The sequence below is a fragment of the Pseudomonas sp. SWRI179 genome (assembly GCF_014268705.1).
In the GTDB taxonomy this organism is placed as follows: Bacteria; Pseudomonadota; Gammaproteobacteria; order Pseudomonadales; family Pseudomonadaceae; genus Aquipseudomonas; species Aquipseudomonas zanjanensis.
This window is the reverse complement of the sequence record NZ_JABWRA010000007.1, coordinates 86,482-104,362: the sequence shown is the minus strand read 5'-3', so window position 1 is coordinate 104,362 and position 17,881 is coordinate 86,482. Positions and strand designations below refer to the sequence as shown.

Below are 17,881 nucleotides of genomic sequence, written 5' to 3'. Positions count from 1 at the left end.
TTTTATTGGTTCTCGATTTTGAAGCTGGCGCGCTTCTGTGGCGAGGGAGCTTGCTCCCGCTGGGCTGCGCAGCGGCCCCCTGCGAATTACCTGAAGCTACGCGGTGGCAGATACATATTGGGGTTGCTTCGCAACCCAGCGAGAGCAAGCTCCCTCGCCACGATGGTCCCGGACTGAGCGGATTGGTCAGCCCGAACGATGCCCCCGGTGATTGCCCCACCCTCCATCCCTGCCTAGTCTTCAATCATCACCCTCTCGGAGATCGCCCATGCAAGGTCCACTGGCATCGCTCAAGGTTCTGGACTTCTCGACCCTGTTGCCCGGCCCGTTCGCCTCGCTGTTGCTGGCGGACATGGGGGCCGAGGTGTTGCGCGTCGAGTCGCCGACCCGCCAAGACCTGCTGCGGGTGCTGCCGCCCCATGACCAAGGCGTATCGGCCAGCCATGCCTACCTCAACCGCAACAAGCGCAGCCTGGCCCTGGACCTCAAGCAGCCGGAGGCGTTGGAGGTGGTCACGCAGTTGCTGGGGGACTACGACATCCTGCTGGAACAGTTTCGCCCCGGCGTGATGGAGCGGCTGGGCCTGGGCTACGAGGCCTTGAAGGCCATCAATCCGCGGCTGATCTACGTGTCGATCACTGGCTACGGCCAGACCGGCCCCTATAAGGACCGTGCCGGTCACGACATCAACTACCTGGCCCTGGCGGGGCTGGCCAGCCATACCGGCCGTGCCGGCAGCGGGCCGTTGCCGCTGGGGATCCAGGCGGCGGACATCGCCGGTGGTTCATTGCACGGCGTGATCGGGCTGCTAGCGGCAGTCATCGCCCGTCAGCAGACCGGGCAGGGACAGCACCTGGACGTGAGCATGACCGACTGCGTGTTCAGCCTCAACGCCATGGCCGGCGCCGGTTACCTGGCCTGTGGCGTGGAACCGGGTTGGGAGAACCAGATGCTCAACGGCGGCAGCTTCTATGATTATTACCGCACCCGTGACGGTCGCTGGATGTCGGTGGGCAGCCTGGAACCGGCCTTTATGCAGGCGCTGTGCGAGGCTTTGGGGCGGCCGGAACTGGCGGCCACGGGGTTGTCGCCCAAGCCTGAACAGCAACACGTCCTCAAGCAGGCGTTGCAGGCCGAGTTCGAAAAGCGGGATTTTGCCGAGCTGTGCAGTTTGTTTGCCGGGATTGATGCTTGTGTCGAGCCGGTGTTGAGCCTGGAAGAAGCCGTGCGGCATCCGCAGCTACAGGCTCGGGAACTGGTGACACAGGTGCCCCGTGGGGAGGGTTCAAGTCAGGCGCAGATGGCCTGTCCATTGAAGTTTTCCCAAGGGCTGCCCGAGCCTCGGCATATAGGGGCGAGGCTGGGGGCGCATACGGATCAGGTGTTGGGGGCGTTGGGGTTCAGTGTTGAGCGAATCGCTCAATTGCGCAGTGCCAAGGTGGTTTTGTAGTGCCCTCAATGGCCCCTTCGCGAGCAGGCTCGCTCCCACATTGGATCTCTGGCGTTTGCAAAGACCCTTGTGGGAGCGAGCCTGCTCGCGAAGGGGCCAGTCCAAGCACTACAAAAAATCGCTATTCGACCCGAGTCTCCCCACTGAACACCAAGGTACCGCGACAGCTGCGGCACAAATACCGCCGCCCCTGGCGCACCAGGCTGTGGCGCTGGGCCGTGAACGGAAAGTCGCTGCCGTCGCAAGGGCACTTATAGATATAGCGGGTTGCGGTGCGGCGTTTGATTTCGTAGGTGTGGCAACGGTTGGGCGGCAGTTCGTACACCCCGCGCATGATCAGCTGCCATTCCTCGCCATGGGCTTGGATACGGTCGCCAAACAGTTGGTGGGCGATCAGGTGCGCGACTTCGTGGGCGACGGTCTGCTTGAGGAAGTCCTCGGCATTTTCCCGGTACAACTGAGGATTGAAGCGCAGCAGATTTTCATGCAGGTGCGCGACACCGGCCTTCTGGCCGCGCAATTTGAAGCTGACCACCGGGCGTTTGAAAGGACGTTTGAAAAAGGCTTCGGCTTGTTGGTAACACTCTTCGACGCGGGTATTGAGTTGCTCGAGCATGCTTTACGGGTCTCCAGAAGCCCGAGTATGCCGCAAGCGCCGGCCGTTGCGAATCGTCCAGGTGCCCAATGGTCGTTTCGCACACAGGAAGGCCGCCTTGCGGCGGCCTGTGTCGGCAGATCCTGCTTTTTTATGGGAGGGCATTCTTCAATGGGTATAGAAGTTCAACTGGTATAGACCGGGCCGACGCCCAGCCCCCAGACGATCACTGTGAACGCCATGATGGCCACCAGCACCACCAGGCCGACGGCGAGCACCGAGCTGGAAAACAGAAAACCTTCGTCCTGGGGAATGTTCATGAACGTCGGCAGGCCGACGTACAACAGGTAGACCGTGTAGCAGATTGCTGCCGTGCCAACGATCATCCCCAGCCACATGTGCGGGTAGAGCGCCGCGAGGCCGCCGATGAACAAAGGTGTCGCGGTGTAGGTGGCGAACGCAACGCAACGGGCCAGGCTCGGATTGGCGTCATAGGTGCGCGCCATCCAGTGGATGAAGGCCCCCATGACCGCCACGCCGCCCAACATGGCCAGGTACGACATGATGGTCATCCACAGCGCGCTTTCCTGGGTGAGCATGACCGGTGGACGATTGCCGATGACCCATCCCACCTGCGTGGTGCCGATGAACGCCGAAACCGCGGGAATGGCCGCCAGGATCAGCGTGTGGGTGAGGTACATGTGGCTGATGCTTTCCTCCTGATCGCCACGGATTTCTTTCCATTCTTGATCAGGGTGGGTAAAGAGCCCCACGACATGATGGATCATAGTCAGTCACTCCTTTGTTATTGCCATCGCCCCCCAACGGAGCGCCTACGGGCCAAAACGGCCAAGTAAGTAAAGGTCTGGATATGTGTGCGACCTTATGTCGCAGTATAGAAAGGAGTTACCCCGAGGGGGATGGGGGGCTTAGAGCAAATCGCGCTGTAGCGGGGCCGGCTAATCGCGGCTTGATCTGTATGCACAATTTAGCTGGCGAATAGATTCCCTGTGGCGAGGGAGCTTGCTCCCGCTGGGTTGCGAAGCGACCCTCTGGGGTCGTCCTGTTGGCGTCTGCTTCGCAGCCGAGCGGGAGCAAGCTCCCTCGCCACAAGGGCCGTGCCACAGCGGGGATTTTTTGCGTAAAATGCCGGCCTTTCGTCACACCTCACGGATTTCGCGTCATGGGCACTCTTACGGTCAACCAGAACAAACTGCAAAAGCGCCTGCGCCGCCTGGCCGGTGAGGCGGTCGCCGATTTCAATATGATCGAGGACGGCGACAAGGTCATGGTCTGCCTGTCCGGCGGCAAGGACAGCTACACCTTACTCGACGTGTTGATGCATTTGCAGAAGGTGGCGCCGATCAAGTTCGACATCGTCGCGGTGAACATGGACCAGAAGCAGCCCGGGTTCCCCGAGCACGTGCTGCCGGCCTACCTCGAGTCGCTGGGCGTGGAATACCACATCGTCGAGAAAGACACCTATTCGGTGGTCAAGGAACTGATCCCCGAAGGCAAGACCACCTGTTCGCTGTGCTCACGCCTGCGCCGCGGCACGCTCTACACCTTCGCCGACGAAATCGGTGCGACCAAGATGGCGCTGGGGCACCACCGCGACGACATCGTCGAGACCTTCTTCCTGAACATGTTCTACAACGGCTCGCTCAAGGCCATGCCGCCCAAGCTGCGTGCCGATGACGGGCGCAACGTGGTCATTCGCCCGCTGGCCTATTGCAACGAGAAAGACATCCAGGCCTATTCGGATTTCAAGCAGTTCCCGATCATCCCCTGCAACCTGTGCGGCTCCCAGGAAAACCTGCAACGCCAAGTGGTCAAGGAAATGCTCCAGGAATGGGAACGCAAGACCCCGGGCCGCACCGAGAGCATTTTCCGCGGCTTGCAGAACGTCATTCCGTCGCAACTGGCGGACCGCAACCTGTTCGATTTCACCAACCTGCGCATCGACGAAAACGCCACGCCGCGGTTCGTCAATGTGGTGAATCTCTGACGGTCGCAGCGACACCTATTCACGGCGCTTGCGAGCGCCGTTTTCATTTTTTAACTCAGGAGAGGGCATGCGCGATTACAAGTGGCTGCACGAGTACTGTCTGAACCGCTTCGGTTCGGCAGCTGAACTGGAAGCCCACCTGCCTGTTCCCAAGACCCCGGCGCAACTGCGCAAGATCAGCGACGACCGCTACCTCTCGACCATGGCGCTGCGAGTGTTCCGCGCCGGGCTCAAGCACAGCCTGGTAGACGCCAAGTGGCCGGCCTTCGAAGAAGTGTTCTTCAAGTTCGACCCGGAAAAAGTCGTACTGATGAGCGCCGAACACCTGGAGCGGCTGATGCAGGACGCGCGGATCATCCGCCACCTGGGCAAGCTCAAGAGCGTACCGCGCAACGCGCAGTTGATATTGGACGTGGCCCATGAAAAGGGCAGCTTCGGCGCGCTGGTCGCCGACTGGCCGGTGACCGATATCGTTGGCCTGTGGACCTACCTGAAGAAGCACGGCCATCAATTGGGCGGCCTGTCGGCGCCGCGCTTCTTGCGGATGATGGGCAAGGACACCTTCGTGCCCAGTTATGACGTGGTGGCGGCGCTCAACGCCCAAGACATCATCGACAAAGTCCCCACCAGCCTGCGGGACCTGGCGACGGTGCAGAATGCCTTCAACCAGTGGCATGAAGAGAGCGGTGGGCGGCCGATGTCGCAGATATCGATGATGCTGGCTTATACAGTCAATCATTGAGACCGCGTCGCTCCATTCGCGAGCAAGCCCGCTCCCACAGGGAATGTTCGGCGTTCACCAATCCCTGTGGGAGCGGGCTTGCTCGCGAAGGCGGCCTATCAGGCGACGGAGGGCTCGCCTTCGCCAGCCAACCGCCGATTCAACTGAAACCGCCAGCGCACATACAGCAAGGCCGAGCAGAACACCGCCACGCTTGCCGCCATTTCCAGCACGCCGAACAGTTGCCGGTTCGGGTCATAGGCCGCCAATGCGCCCTTGATGAAATACAGGTTCACCACGAAGCACATCCACGAATGTCCACGGGCACTGCCGCTGAGCATGCCGGGCGCAAGTATCAGCAGTGGCACCAGTTCGATCAGCAGAATCACCCAGGGCCGGGCGCCGTGCAGGTCGGCGATCAGCAGGTAATACGCGCTGAGTAATCCCACCAGGCCGAAAAAGCACAGCAGGCTGAGGACACGGGCCAGGCGTACGCGCGGTTCCAGCCATTGGATGGAAGGCAGGATCTTCGGCTTCTTAGCCACGGCCGTTCTCCAGCAACAGGGCGGTTTTCGCCAGGCGCGAACCCAGGGCCCGGCAGAGGGCGACTTCATGCTCGTTCAAGCCGCTTTTCCCGTCGGCCCCGGCGTGATGGCTCGGGCCGTAGGGCGTACCGCCGCCCAGGGTGTCGATCAGGGCCGATTCGCTGTAGGGCAGGCCGGTGATCAGCATGCCGTGGTGCAACAGTGGCAGCATCATCGACAGCAAAGTGGTTTCCTGGCCGCCGTGCAGGCTCGCGGTGGAGGTGAAGACCCCGGCCGGCTTGCCCACCAGCGCGCCGGTCAGCCACAGGTTGCTGGTGCCGTCGAGAAAGTACTTGAGCGGCGCGGCCATGTTGCCGAACCGGGTCGGGCTGCCCAGGGCCAGGCCGGCGCAGTTCTTCAGGTCATCGAGGCTGGCGTAGAGCGGGCCTTGCTCCGGAATGTCCGGGGACACCGCTTCGCACTCGGTGGAAATCGCCGGCACCGTCCGCAGCCTGGCCTCCAGCCCGGCCTGCTCGACACCACGGGCGATCTGCCGGGCCATTTCGTTGGTGGAGCCGCTGCGGCTGTAATACAACACCAGGATATACGGCGTGGTCACGGCAGGATCTCCAGGATCTTTTCCGGCGGACGGCCGATCACGGCCTTATCACCGGCTTCCAGGATCGGCCGTTCCATGAGTTTCGGGTGGGCGGCGATGGCGGCGATCAACTGGGCCTGGCTCAGGCTTTCGTCGGCCAGGTTCAAGTCCTTGTATTCGTCCTCGCCGGTGCGCAGCAACTGCCGGGCGCTGATGCCGAGCTTGGCCAGCAGGCGCTCCAGTTGCGCGGCGTCGAGCGGGGTTTCCAGGTAGCGGACCACGGTCGGCGCCAGGCCGCGGGCCTCCAACAGTTCCAGCGCACCGCGGGATTTCGAGCAGCGCGGGTTGTGATAAAGCGTCAGATCGGTCATGAGCGGGTCGCATCTTGCGTAAGGTGGCGGCTATTCTACTGTGCCGCGAAGTCCCTAGCACCTTAGAGAGGCGAAGGGTCGCAGCAGCGTTCACATCAGACAAGGATTGGCACATGACAAGGCGATTGACGGCGGCACTGACATTCATGGGCATCCTGTTGCTCGCCGGTTGCGGAAACGACTACGGGGTGGATCAGAACGGCCAGGCCATCGCCTCCCAGCGGCTGGACAAACAATGGCTGGTGCTCAACTACTGGGCGGAGTGGTGCGCGCCGTGCCGCACCGAGATCCCGGAGTTCAATGCCCTGGCCGAACAGCTCAAGGGGCGCAACATCGGCGTGTTCGGGGTCAACTTCGACCAGGTGCAGGGTGAAGAACTCAAGAATGCCAGCGACAAGATGGGGATTCGCTTCACGGTGCTGGCGCGAGACCCGGCCGAGATTTTCGACCTGCCTCGCAGCGAAGGGTTGCCGGTGACCTACATCATCGACAACCAGGGCAAGGTGCGCGAACAGTTGCTGGGGGAGCAGACGGCGGCGGGGGTGATGGCCAGGCTTGAGGCGTTGCAGGCACTCAAGTGATCCCGAACTGACATAGGGCGTTTGGTTATATAGGTTCTGTGACAGGGAGCTTTTGTGGCGAGGGAGCTTGCTCCCGCTGGGCCGCGAAGCGGCCCCAGATGTACCTGTCACTTTGATGTGTCAGACAGAATGGAGGGGGCCGCTGCGCAGCCCAGCGGGAGCAAGCTCCCTCGCCACAGGGTCAACCATGTCCCTGGTCCAAACTGGGGTGTCTGCAGGGTCAGGCCTCAGCCTTCCTCCAGCCACCACCGCAACGGCTTGCCCTGGGCCGGCCAGAAGCGCATTTGCTCAATGGGCGAGACGTCCCAGCGTTCGACCTTTTCCAAGGCCTGCAAGAAACGCGTCTCCTGCTCCATCACCGCCGGGGCGCAGAGTTTGCGGGTGCTGCCGATCTTGCCGAAGCTCAAGCGGTGGCCTTCCAGGGTGTAGGGTGCGAACCAGTGGTTGCAGCCACCGTTGCCGTAGGCGCGGCCGTCATCCCCAAGGGTGATGGTCAGGTGGCTGTAGTCCATCAATGGCCGTTCGCCGATCCACTCCAGGATGTAGCTGCGGTTAGGTTGCAACTGCACAGGTTCAGCGGCACACCCCATCAGGCTCATGCCGATCGACGCGGACAGGGCCAAACGTTTCATCAGGCAGCTTCCTGGCATTTCGGGCACAGGTGTTTTTCACCCACGGTGGTCCAGCCCAGTTCGGCGATTCGCGCGGTGGCGGCCGGCTTCTCGGCCTTGACGCCAAGCTTGGCATCGACGGCGAATTCGAAGCTCAGTTCTTTGGCGCAGCTATCGCAGTTGACCTGCCAGGTATGGATCGCCAGTTCGCCGAACACCGGGCCGGTGGTCATGGCGGTCCATTGGCCCATGGGCTTGAGCAGGTGCCGCACGGTGTCCACGGTCAGGCGCATGGACAAGTCCTTGCTGCCCTTGAGTGTGACGAGCAACACATCGTTGGCCTGGATCGAACCGCCATTGCCGGTGACCTGGTAGCGGCCCGGCGCCAGGGCGCGGACTTCTGTCAAGGTATGCTGCGGGTTCATCAGGGTGTAGCGGAAATCGTGTTCGGCCATGGGTCCTCCAAATAGGCGCGACATGCTAGCACGGGGCATGGGTTGGGATGGTCAACCACGAATCTTGCCGACGAAACTCCATTCCTAATGTGGGAGCGGGCTTGCTCGCGAAGGCGGTGTGTCAGCAACACATAGGCTAACTGAAGCACCGCCTTCGCGAGCAAGCCCGCTCCCACAGGAGGTGGTGACCTGGGGGATCAGCTATCCACCAGGTTTTGCGGCGTGCCGGCCGCCCAGGCGGAGATGTTGTCCAGGGTGGTCATGGCAATGGCGGCCAACGCCTCATGGGTCAGGAACGCCTGGTGGGCGGTGACGATCACGTTGGGAAAGGTCAGCAGCCGTGCCAGCACGTCATCTTGCAAAGGTAGGTCTGAGCGGTCCTTGAAAAACAACTGGGCCTCCTCCTCGTACACATCCAGGCCCAGGTAGCCCAAATGGCCGCTTTTCAAGGCCGCGATCAAGGCCGGTGTGTCCACCAGGCCGCCGCGCCCGGTGTTGATCAGCATGGCGCCGCGTTGCATCGCGGCCAGCGTTCGGGCGTTGATCAGGTGTCGGCTCTGTTCGTTCAGTGGGCAGTGCAGGCTGATGATCTGAGCTTGCGCCAGCAATTCGTCCAAAGGCAAATAGCGGGCGCCCAAGGCTTCGACCTGTGGGTTGGGGTAGGGGTCGTAGGCCAGCAACTGGCAGCCGAAACCGGCCATGATCCGTGCGAACGTAGCGCCAATCTGCCCAGTGCCGATCACCCCGACGGTCTTGCCCACTAGGTCGAAGCCGGTCAGCCCATGGAGGCTGAAATTGCCGTCCCGGGTGCGGTTGTAGGCGCGATGAAGGCAACGATTGAGGGCCATGATCAACGCCACGGCATGTTCGGCCACGGCGTGAGGCGAATAGGCCGGGACCCGGACGATGCTCAAGCCCAGGCGCTTGGCGGCGAGCAGGTCGACGTGGTTGTAGCCGGCCGAGCGCAGGGCGATCAGCCGCGTGCCGCCTGCGGCCAGCCGCTCCAGCACCGGGGCGCTGAGGTCATCGTTGATGAAGGCGCACACCACGTCATGCCGTTCGGCCAGGGCCAGGGTGTCCATGTTCAGGCGGGCGGGCTGGAACTGCAACTCAAGGCCGGCGGGTGTCGGGGCCTGGGTGAAGCTGTCGCGGTCGTAGGTCTGGCTGCTGAAAAAAATCACGCGCATGGCGGCCTCCTGGCAGAAAAAACAAGCCCGTAGGAGCTGTCGAGTGCAACGAGGCTGCGATCTTTGCGCTGACCATTGAATCGCAAGTGAAAGATCAAAAGATCGCAGCCTCGCTTCGCTCGGCAGCTCCTACGGGCCGGGACAGCGGACATTTTCAGTGATTCCGATTTCCAGGGTATTGCCCTGGATCAGGCACTGATACGCGCCTCGCTGGCCAGGCGATTGATGGCCCGCTCCAACTCTTCCAAGGCGGCGGTGGCCTTGGGATCCTGTTGCTTGAGCAGGGTTTCGCTGCGCTGGCAGGCCGCACGCAATTGCGGCACGCCGCAGTAGCGGGTGGCGCCGTGCAGGCGGTGGACCCGTTCGATCAAGGCGTTGTGATCGTTGGCCTCGCTGGCCTGGCGGATGGCTTCGCGGTCGGCTTCCAGGGACGCCAGCAGCATCGCCAGCATGTCCGCCGCCAGGTCGGCCTTGCCGGCGGCCAGGCGCAAGCCTTCTTCATGATCGAGCACCAGCAGCTCGCTGGCACCCTGGGCATCGTTGCTGCGCTCCGGCGACTGGTTGCGCAGGGCCAGGCCGGTCCACTTGAGCACCACCTGGGCCAGTTGCCGTTCGCTGATGGGTTTGGTCAGGTAGTCGTCCATGCCGCTTTGCAGCAGGGCGCGCTTTTCGTTGGCCATGGCGTGGGCGGTGAGGGCGACGATCGGCAGCGGCGTGCAGTGCCGCTCGCTTTCCCACTGGCGGATCGCCTCGGTGCTCTGGCGACCGTCCATGCCGGGCATCTGCACGTCCATCAACACCAGGTCGAAAGTTTCCTTCTGCACGGCCTTGACCGCCGCGTAGCCGCTTTCCACCGCCAGCACCTTGGCGCCCATGTCTTCGAGCAGGGTCTGCACCAGCAACAGGTTGGCCGGGTTGTCGTCTACGCACAGCACTTTCGGGGCGCGGCTGGAAACCGGCTCGCTGGGTTCGCTGCGGGTCGGGCGGGGGTTGACCAGGTCGGACAGCGAACGGCGCAACTTGCGGGTGCAGGCCGGCTTGGCCTGCAACTGACTGTGAGGGTTGGGCACCGAAAGGTGGTACAGGGTCTGTTCGGTGGTGGGGCACAGCACGAGCACTTTGCAGCCCAGGTGCTCAAGGTCCCAGATGTGCTGGTTGAGGCGCTCCGGCGGCATGTCGTTGCTGGTGATGCCCAACACGGCAAGATCGATCGCCTGGTCGGTCTGGTGGGCGACGGTGATGCCGTTGGTCAGGCTCTCCAGGGTGTTGAACGGCGTCACTTGCAGGCCGCAGTCTTCGAGCTGGTGCTGCAAGGCCTGGCGGGCCAGTTCATGATTCTCCAACACCGCCACGCGCCGGCCCAGCAATGGCGGGCCCGGCAGGTCCTCGGCATCGTCACGGGTCTTGGGCAGGCGCAGGCTGATCCAGAATTCCGAGCCTTCGCCAGGTGTGCTGTCGACGCCGATCTCGCCGCCCATCTGTTCCACCAGGCGCTTGGAAATCACCAGGCCCAAGCCGGTGCCACCCGGTTGTCGCGACAGCGAGTTGTCGGCCTGGCTGAACGCTTGGAACAGTGCCCGCACGTCCTGGCTGGACAGGCCAATGCCGGTGTCCTGGATGCTGATGCGCAACTGCACGCTGTCTTCGTGCTCGTCCTCAAGCATGGCCCGGGCGACGATAGTGCCCTCGCGGGTGAATTTGATCGCATTGCTCACCAGGTTGGTGAGGATCTGCTTGAGACGCAGTGGATCGCCCACCAACGACAGCGGCGTGTCCCGGTAGACCAGGCTCACCAGTTCCAACTGCTTGGCGTGAGCGGCGGGGGCGAGGATGGTCAGGGTGTCCTGCAGCAGGTCCCGCAGGTTGAACGGAATGTTGTCGAGCACCAGCTTGCCGGCCTCGATCTTCGAAAAGTCGAGGATCTCGTTGATGATCCCCAGCAGGCTGTCGGCGGATTTCTCGATGGTGCCCAGGTAGTCGAGCTGGCGTGGAGTCAGCTCGCTTTTCTGCAACAGGTGGGTAAAACCAAGGATGCCGTTGAGCGGTGTGCGGATTTCATGGCTCATGTTCGCCAGGAACTCGGATTTGATCCGGCTCGCTTCCAGCGCTTCCTTACGGGCCAGGTCCAGCTCGATGTTCTGGATCTCGATGGTTTCCAGGTTCTGGCGCACGTCTTCGGTGGCCTGGTCGATGCTGTGCTGCAATTCTTCCTGGGCGTTCTGCAAGGTGCTGGCCATGCGGTTGATGCCCGAGGCCAACTCATCCAGCTCCTGGCTACCCAATGGTGGCAGGCGGGTCTCCAGGTGGCCGTCCTTGAGTTGCGCCACGGCTTGCTTGATCTGGCTCAGCGGACGGTTGATCGTGCGGCCCATGCGCAAGGCCAGCAGCGCGGTCAGGCACAGTCCAGCGCCGATCAGCAATAGGCTGGCGAACAGGCTGCGATAGCCACGCAGCAACATGCCGCTGTGGGACAACTCCAGCTCGACCCAGCCCAGCAGGCGGTCGGCCTCCTCGGGGATCAGCTCGCCCGCCAGGTTGCGGTGCTTGCCGAATACCGGCAGCAGGTAGCGCGTGGCGTCATTGCCGGTGCGTTGCAGCAACTGCGCACCGTTGCCCTCCGGCGCCCGGTTGAGCATGGTCGGGCCGGCATGGGCCAGCGGCGCGCGGTCAGGGGCGAGGAAGGTCACGGCGCGCACGTCCGCTTGCTCAAGGGATTGGGTGGCGATGCGCTCCAGCAGATCGATGTCCTGGCGGCTCATGGCCGGAGCGACCAGCGGGGCCAACTGTTCGGCGATCATCTCGCCCCGTTGCAGCAACTGGGCATGCAGGTCCGCTTGCTGCATCCAAGTGAAATAGCCGCCCAGGACCAGCGCCATCAGGCTGGTTGGCAACAGGGTCAGCAACAGCACACGGCCTTTGATTCCCAGTTTCTTGAGCACACTTGTCTCCTGCATCCAGCGGTCTGATTGAACTGTGCGCGCATCCGGCACGCACCACCTGCGCAGTGTAGCGATTTGCGGGCGGGGGATCTTTGGAAAAATGGTGTCTGCTGTGCATCGGTTCGACCGGAGGCTTGTTGCAGTGGGATTTGCAATCGTTTGGTGGGTGTTCGCTGGCAGACCAGGAATGCAACCGTATCTTCGATCTGCTCACGCGCCTCGATGCTCCCGCCCAGGGGGACGGCTGTGGGCGCGGAATGGCAGGAGGGGGTGATTGATCCATGGGTTGGTGCTCAGTCGTACGAAAAGATGAGCAGTCATGCTGTGGATGGAAGTGCAAGCCTAGGCAATCGGCTTTCTTTGATTGAAAATTTTTCAGCTCAAGCCTCAGAATCACTTTCTAAGTTGCTTAGGTAACGTGTGAGGCTTTTTCTTACATTGGTCTGTTGAAGATCTTGGAAAGTTATGCCGTACCGCGGCGGGACGTAGATCTTCTCATGGGCGTCCGTTTGGGTCACCCCTACATGTGTAGGGTGCAGATTTTGGTATTTGGTCGCTATCGTTGAATCGAAGGTGCTGGTCGGCGCAGCATAGATAGGTTGAGCGATCTATGGAAAATATAAGATTTGCACGAATTCTTCGTGGGTTTCAAAACGGAAGAAATACATGCATTTTTGTTGCGATCTTCAAAGTAAATTTTTATTTTTTATCGGGCTGTTAATTCGGTCGGCTGCGTAGTTTTGGGCGCGGCGGTGTTCTTTTAAGTAGGTGAAATATGGGGTTTATACTGTTCTCGGTTCTTCTTTCTCTTGGGGGTGGTTGTGTTTTGATGGGGGCGATTGAGGCTTTTGCTTATGTTCTAAAATATCGGTGTGGGTATGTGCTTCCCAAAATGTATAAGCATCTGGTTGTACTGCCGTTTGTTGTGTGGTTCGTTATATTTGTGGTGCCTTCGTTAATGGTGAGTTCTGGTTGCTGAATTTGCGATGTTACAGGGGGGCAGTATTTGATTGAAGTCGTGGTTGGCGCTGTAAGCTGTGATCTGGTGTTTTAATTAGGAGGGTGGCGTGAATAATGAAGTGGTATTGAATTATTTTGATTTCTCTGTCTATTTGGTGGGGAGTGTATTGATTCTTAATGTTTTAAGTTTTCTTAAGGTGGGTTTGTGGTTGGTCTTGCTTGTGGTGTTTATTTGGCTTTTGTTTATTTCGATGTTGTGTTTTAAGGGGCGTAGATTGTTTTGGTTGGAAGGAGAATATATTTGCTTTAGACGTAGATTTAAGACGGTGTCGTTTGATCGAGGTGTTGTTGAGGTGAGTGTTAGAAATTGTGTGTTTGCACCAATTGAGGTAGTGATAAATATGCCTGGGCGAAGGGAGGTTTTTTTACTGCCAAGGTTTATACCTGAAGAGCAGCGAGAGTTTGTGATTAAAATGATTGAAAGGTTTTGCTTGGAGCATAATATAACTTATCTGTGATTTTGTTGGGTTTGAGCCTCGGGTTGTCGATATTTTACTTCAAATGAGTGAGGGTAGGCTGATGTTGAGTGTCTAGCTCCTTTGTATTGGTGTGGTTTGTGTGTTCGATTACAATGGAGAGATGTCTATGTTGTTGGAAGGTGTGACAGGGGCTGTGGCGGGTTTAGCAATAGGGTTGTTTTTTAAAGGTATTGAATTCATCTTGAAAAGAGTGTGTGGTTATGTTGTCTCGGAGGGATATAAGCAGTTGTACTTTTTTTTGGGAATCATGTTCATGGTTGTGTATGGGTTACCTGCTTTGTATGCTTATATTGGTGTCAGTTAAGTGTTGTGCTCAGGAGATCCCGTCTGCGTAAGTAGTTTGATTCTATGTTTTTAATGGTGCGATACTGAAGGGGTGTAAAGCGCGTAATACTTTTAAGGTTTATTTAACTTCTCCGAGATTAACTTACCTCTGGAATTTACACCTTTCTTTCGTAAAATTGAGGAGACGTATTCTCGCACCGTGAAATCGCTAATGCTGAGCGCTAAAGCTATTCTTTTGTTTGTTTCACCTTGCAGAAGTAACTGCAAAACCTCGTGCTCTCGCTTTGTTAAGTCTTTATTGTTTTTCTTCAATTGTCTGTTCCTTGGTTGAGAGCGAGTGATGAATTGCTTGGTAATAATATTATCGGTATATCTGATGGCTCGCTAGTTCATGGATGTCTCGACGAGTTGCGGGAAAGATCCGATAAAAAATCGTGTTCCTACAGACTTTTATGTGCTGCGAGGAAAGAACTTCCCTTGCGGGGTAATAAGTACTACAGAAAGTGGCAGGTCTGACAGTTAGATGGAGCGAATATGGAGGAAGCAGCAGGTTGGCTACGTCTCTATAACTTCGCCCTGTTCGAATACGCTCCTGTCGTCCTGGGGCTGCGTTGGGTCAGGTAACGTCCCATAAATCATCGAGCGTGGCCTCCATGGCGAGGAAGCTTGCTCTCACCGGCGCGCAACTTTCATCTCCAGCTCGAGCGGCGCAGCCAGGCTGTCAATGGATTTACGGAAGTCGACGGGGGTGGGGTGTGGATAGACTTTTCGACCTGGGTGTCGGGTCGATCATGGCGGATGGGCTTCAGAAGGGGATCGGGAGCGCAGCATTCGAGATCAGATGGAAGGTTTGAAGGCGGGGTTTTAACTTTATGTATAAGTCAACGATAAAACCTTGGCGCTGGGACAGGTCTGGCCACCCAGTTAGCCATTGATCACAACCAGCATGCCGGCAGCCAATTCGCGTTTTCCAATCAGGCAAGGAAAGTCGAGGAGTGGGGGAGCGTCGGGGAGGGCACCCACCAGTCCCAACCCCGCGAACCTGTTAGATCCTCTCCTACGCCCGACGTATGTCACGTGCCCGCTCACCCTCCCCAGTCACCAGCCACACTTCATTGACACTCAGCAACCGTGCCAATGGCTCCACCCGCTGTCGAGGTATACCCCGCGTGCTCCAGTTCGTCAGGCATTGAGGGCTGATGCCGAGCACCTTGGCAAACCCTGAGGGAGAGATGTCGTATTCTTCCAATAGGCTGCGCAAGCGTTGCCCGCAAGTCCGCCGGGCGCTGGGTTGTGGATCTTTTTGTTTCGTGTTGGCCATTGTTATTGCTCACTCCCTACCAATACGTTTAGCGCTACAACTGTAAAGAACATGGTGCCAAGCCAGATAGCTTTGGCCGCTTTGTCATCAATACAAAAGGAACGAGCCTACAAACCAGCAGGAAGAGTGCCTACAGGCGGCGCTTACAACAGACGTCCATGGGCGATTCGAGCGCTCAGATCTGTAGGAAAAAGCATCCTGTGGTGTACCGAATCGACTCCATGGGCCTGAGCATCACGCGCGCGCGAGGATCCGGTGGCGAGTGATCAAGCTCCCCCGCAAAGCAGCACACGCCTCGCTTATTCCCATAAGCCATAACCCCCTCACTTTGCGTGATATGGCCTCGCCGGGTTTGCCGGTATGATAGTCGCCCCCGCAGCCTGGATTGCGAATACGCCATGACTTTGCAGTACCCCACCATCGCCGATTGCGTCGGCAATACTCCGCTGGTCCGCTTGCAGCGCTTGCCCGGCGAGACCACCAATACGCTTTTGCTCAAGCTCGAAGGGAACAACCCGGCGGGCTCGGTCAAGGACCGGCCGGCGTTGTCGATGATCACCCGCGGTGAATTGCGCGGGCAGATCCGGCCCGGCGATACGCTGATCGAGGCGACTTCCGGCAATACCGGGATTGCCTTGGCGATGGCGGCGGCGATCAAGGGTTACAAGATGATCCTGATCATGCCCGACAACTCCAGTGCCGAGCGCAAGGCGGCGATGACGGCCTATGGCGCCGAGTTGATCCTGGTGACTCAGGAGGAGGGCATGGAAGGCGCCCGGGACCTGGCCGAGCGCATGCAGGCCGAGGGGCGTGGCAAGGTGTTGGATCAGTTCGCCAACGGCGACAATCCCGAGGCCCACTATACCTCCACTGGCCCTGAGATCTGGCGCCAGACCGACGGCACGATCACCCATTTCGTCAGCTCGATGGGCACCACCGGCACGATCATGGGCACCTCGCGCTACCTGAAAGAACAGAACCCCAACGTGCAGATCATCGGCCTGCAGCCGATGGAAGGCTCGGCCATTCCCGGCATTCGTCGCTGGCCCGAAGAGTATCTGCCGAAGATCTACCAGGCCGACCGCGTGGACCGCATCATCGACATGGCCCAGCGCGAAGCCGAGGACGTGACCCGTCGCCTGGCGCGTGAAGAAGGCATCTTCTGCGGCGTGTCTTCGGGCGGTGCCGTGGCGGGGATGCTGCGCCTGTCCAAGGAAGTGGAGCATGCGGTGATCGTCGCGATTATCTGTGACCGTGGCGACCGTTACTTGTCGACCGGCATTTTCGACGCGCCTAACTGATGGCCAAGCAAGAGAGAGGCCTGCGCTTCCAGCCCAGCGGCGGAAGCCGGGCCCCGCAAGTGCCCACCGGTAAAAAGCAGCGCTTGACCATTGAGCGCCTGGCCAACGACGGCCGGGGCATTGCGTTTGTCGACGGGCGGACCTGGTTCGTCATCGGTGCCCTGGCCGGTGAAGAGGTCGAGGCGCGGGTGCTCGGTGCCCATGGCAAAGTGGTCGAGGCGCGCACCGAGCGTGTGTTCCTGTCCAGTGGACTGCGCCGACCAGCGCCGTGTGTCCATGTCGGTCGTTGCGGCGGATGCAGCGTCCAGCATTTGCCCCATGACGAACAACTCGCCCTGAAACAGCGCATGCTCGCCGAGCAGTTGTCGCGCGTGGCTGGGGTTGAGCCGCAAGAATGGGCCGCGCCGTTGAGCGGGTCGGAGTTTGGTTATCGACGTCGCGCCCGGGTGGCGGTGCGTTGGGACCAGAAAGCGAAAAAGCTCGAAGTGGGTTTCCGCGCCGTTGGAAGCCAGGACATCGTCGCCATCGGTGATTGCCCCGTGCTGGTACAGCCCTTGCAGCCGATCATGAGCCGTTTGCCGGAGATGCTGCGGCGCTTGAGCAAACCCCAGGCGTTGGGGCATGTGGAATTGTTCGCCGGTTCGTCCCTCGCGGTATTGCTGCGTCATATGGCGCCGCTGTCGGAGGCCGACCTGACGATCCTCAAGGATTTCTGCGCGTTTCATGAGGCCCAGTTGTGGCTACACGGTGAAGGTGAGCCGCAACCGGTCGAACCCGGACAGGCGCTGGGGTTTCGCCTGGATGCCTGGGACCTTGAGCTGGCGTACCGGCCCGGGGATTTCATCCAGGTGAACGCCGGCGTCAACGAGGCGATGATCGCCCAAGCGTTGCAATGGTTGGCGCCCCGCCCTGAGGAGCGGGTGCTGGATCTGTTCTGCGGCTTGGGCAACTTTGCCTTGCCGCTGGCCAAGAGCGTGCGCCAGGTGGTGGCTGTCGAAGGCGTGCAAACCATGGTGGACCGTGCGGCGGCCAATGCCGTCAGCAACAATTTGAATAACACTGCCTTTTTTCAGGCCGATTTATCCCAGCCTCTGGCGGATGCCGAATGGATCGGCGAAGGCTTTTCTGCGGTACTCTTGGACCCACCCCGTGACGGTGCTTTCGAGGTGGTGCGCAAGCTGTCGTCCCTGGGGGCCAAACGGTTGGTTTATGTCTCGTGCAACCCGGCAACTTTGGCCCGGGATACGGTCGAACTGATCAAGCAGGGCTACCGGTTAAAACGTGCCGGGATTCTCGATATGTTTCCTCAAACGGCGCATGTCGAGGCCATGGCGTTATTTGAAGCGAGCCAGGATGGCTTGTCCGACTGACCCGTTCGTGCCAACCCGCCATAGCCTTGGGCGGAAACACGGACAGCGAAGGTCAGCGAAGTTGA

General features: G+C 59.9%; 18 protein-coding genes. 8 read left to right on the top strand and 10 right to left on the bottom strand.

Annotated features, from left to right (window positions below; translation table 11 throughout):
• Window positions 1–268: 268 nt before the first annotated feature.
• Window positions 269–1,450: a CaiB/BaiF CoA-transferase family protein gene (locus HU767_RS06035; protein ID WP_186728808.1), complete on the top strand. Its 1,182-nt coding sequence runs from the start codon at window positions 269–271 to the stop codon at window positions 1,448–1,450.
• A 121-nt stretch (window positions 1,451–1,571) separates the two neighbouring features.
• Here HU767_RS06035 and HU767_RS06030 read toward each other — a convergent pair whose 3' ends face one another.
• Together HU767_RS06030 and HU767_RS06025 are read right to left on the bottom strand one after the other, a co-directional pair.
• Window positions 1,572–2,066 carry a SprT family zinc-dependent metalloprotease gene (locus HU767_RS06030; RefSeq protein WP_186707033.1) on the bottom strand — a complete coding sequence of 165 codons (495 nt, stop codon included), beginning with the start codon at window positions 2,064–2,066 and terminating at the stop codon, window positions 1,572–1,574.
• Window positions 2,067–2,230: 164 nt separating this feature from the next.
• A complete protein-coding gene (locus tag HU767_RS06025; protein ID WP_186707032.1) occupies window positions 2,231–2,833 on the bottom strand; it encodes a Yip1 family protein in 603 nt (200 codons plus the stop codon).
• A 395-nt stretch (window positions 2,834–3,228) separates the two neighbouring features.
• Here HU767_RS06025 and ttcA point away from each other — a divergent pair, with 395 nt between their 5' ends.
• Complete coding sequence (gene ttcA / locus HU767_RS06020) at window positions 3,229–4,053, top strand: tRNA 2-thiocytidine(32) synthetase TtcA (RefSeq protein WP_003178962.1); 825 nt, start codon at window positions 3,229–3,231, stop codon at window positions 4,051–4,053.
• A gap of 67 nt (window positions 4,054–4,120) precedes the next feature.
• Window positions 4,121–4,795, top strand: coding sequence for a DNA-3-methyladenine glycosylase I (locus HU767_RS06015; protein ID WP_109753950.1), 675 nt, complete (start codon window positions 4,121–4,123; stop codon window positions 4,793–4,795).
• Window positions 4,796–4,893: 98 nt separating this feature from the next.
• Here HU767_RS06015 and HU767_RS06010 read toward each other — a convergent pair whose 3' ends face one another.
• The 3 genes from HU767_RS06010 to arsC are packed head-to-tail and all read right to left on the bottom strand — an operon-like array spanning window position 4,894 to window position 6,267.
• On the bottom strand, window positions 4,894–5,319 hold the full coding sequence (locus HU767_RS06010) for a DUF2069 domain-containing protein (RefSeq protein ID WP_186707031.1): 426 nt from the start codon (window positions 5,317–5,319) through the stop codon (window positions 4,894–4,896).
• Entirely contained in the window at window positions 5,312–5,917 is a 606-nt protein-coding gene (wrbA, locus tag HU767_RS06005; protein WP_186728806.1) for an NAD(P)H:quinone oxidoreductase, read from the bottom strand. Before wrbA ends, HU767_RS06010 begins: the two co-directional genes overlap by 8 nt.
• The gene (arsC, locus tag HU767_RS06000; RefSeq protein ID WP_186728804.1) at window positions 5,914–6,267 is read right to left on the bottom strand and encodes an arsenate reductase (glutaredoxin); all 354 of its coding nucleotides are present in this window, start codon (window positions 6,265–6,267) and stop codon (window positions 5,914–5,916) included. The genes wrbA and arsC overlap by 4 nt, the downstream gene beginning before the upstream one ends.
• A 113-nt stretch (window positions 6,268–6,380) precedes the next feature.
• Here arsC and HU767_RS05995 point away from each other — a divergent pair, with 113 nt between their 5' ends.
• Window positions 6,381–6,848 (top strand): TlpA disulfide reductase family protein, encoded by a 468-nt coding sequence (locus tag HU767_RS05995; protein WP_186707028.1) that lies wholly within the window; start codon window positions 6,381–6,383, stop codon window positions 6,846–6,848.
• 227 nt (window positions 6,849–7,075) lie between these two features.
• Here the strand turns inward: HU767_RS05995 and HU767_RS05990 are convergent, their stop codons facing one another.
• The 4 genes from HU767_RS05990 to HU767_RS05975 all read right to left on the bottom strand — a co-directional run bounded on the left by HU767_RS05990 (window position 7,076) and on the right by HU767_RS05975 (window position 12,040).
• Window positions 7,076–7,480, bottom strand: a complete 405-nt coding sequence (locus tag HU767_RS05990) for an META domain-containing protein (RefSeq protein WP_186707027.1) — start codon at window positions 7,478–7,480, stop codon at window positions 7,076–7,078.
• Window positions 7,480–7,914, bottom strand: coding sequence for a hypothetical protein (locus HU767_RS05985; protein WP_003204688.1), 435 nt, complete (start codon window positions 7,912–7,914; stop codon window positions 7,480–7,482). Before HU767_RS05985 ends, HU767_RS05990 begins: the two co-directional genes overlap by 1 nt.
• Window positions 7,915–8,111: 197 nt before the next feature.
• Entirely contained in the window at window positions 8,112–9,101 is a 990-nt protein-coding gene (locus HU767_RS05980) for a 2-hydroxyacid dehydrogenase (protein ID WP_186728802.1), read from the bottom strand.
• Window positions 9,102–9,289: 188 nt separating this feature from the next.
• Window positions 9,290–12,040 carry a response regulator gene (locus tag HU767_RS05975; protein ID WP_186728800.1) on the bottom strand — a complete coding sequence of 917 codons (2,751 nt, stop codon included), beginning with the start codon at window positions 12,038–12,040 and terminating at the stop codon, window positions 9,290–9,292.
• Window positions 12,041–13,107: 1,067 nt separating this feature from the next.
• Between HU767_RS05975 and HU767_RS05970 the strand changes: the two genes are divergently transcribed.
• The gene (locus HU767_RS05970) at window positions 13,108–13,518 is read left to right on the top strand and encodes a hypothetical protein (protein WP_186707024.1); all 411 of its coding nucleotides are present in this window, start codon (window positions 13,108–13,110) and stop codon (window positions 13,516–13,518) included.
• Between the two features lie 127 nt (window positions 13,519–13,645).
• Window positions 13,646–13,843, top strand: a complete 198-nt coding sequence (locus tag HU767_RS05965; RefSeq protein ID WP_186707023.1) for a hypothetical protein — start codon at window positions 13,646–13,648, stop codon at window positions 13,841–13,843.
• A gap of 92 nt (window positions 13,844–13,935) precedes the next feature.
• On the opposite strand, the gene HU767_RS05960 is transcribed toward HU767_RS05965, so the two are convergent.
• Window positions 13,936–14,136, bottom strand: a complete 201-nt coding sequence (locus tag HU767_RS05960) for a LuxR C-terminal-related transcriptional regulator (protein ID WP_186728798.1) — start codon at window positions 14,134–14,136, stop codon at window positions 13,936–13,938.
• A 1,407-nt stretch (window positions 14,137–15,543) separates the two neighbouring features.
• Here HU767_RS05960 and cysM point away from each other — a divergent pair.
• Together cysM and rlmD are read left to right on the top strand one after the other, a co-directional pair.
• Entirely contained in the window at window positions 15,544–16,446 is a 903-nt protein-coding gene (cysM, locus tag HU767_RS05955) for a cysteine synthase CysM (RefSeq protein WP_186707021.1), read from the top strand.
• Window positions 16,446–17,816 carry a 23S rRNA (uracil(1939)-C(5))-methyltransferase RlmD gene (rlmD, locus tag HU767_RS05950; RefSeq protein WP_186728797.1) on the top strand — a complete coding sequence of 457 codons (1,371 nt, stop codon included), beginning with the start codon at window positions 16,446–16,448 and terminating at the stop codon, window positions 17,814–17,816. The genes cysM and rlmD overlap by 1 nt, the downstream gene beginning before the upstream one ends.
• Window positions 17,817–17,881: the final 65 nt, after the last annotated feature.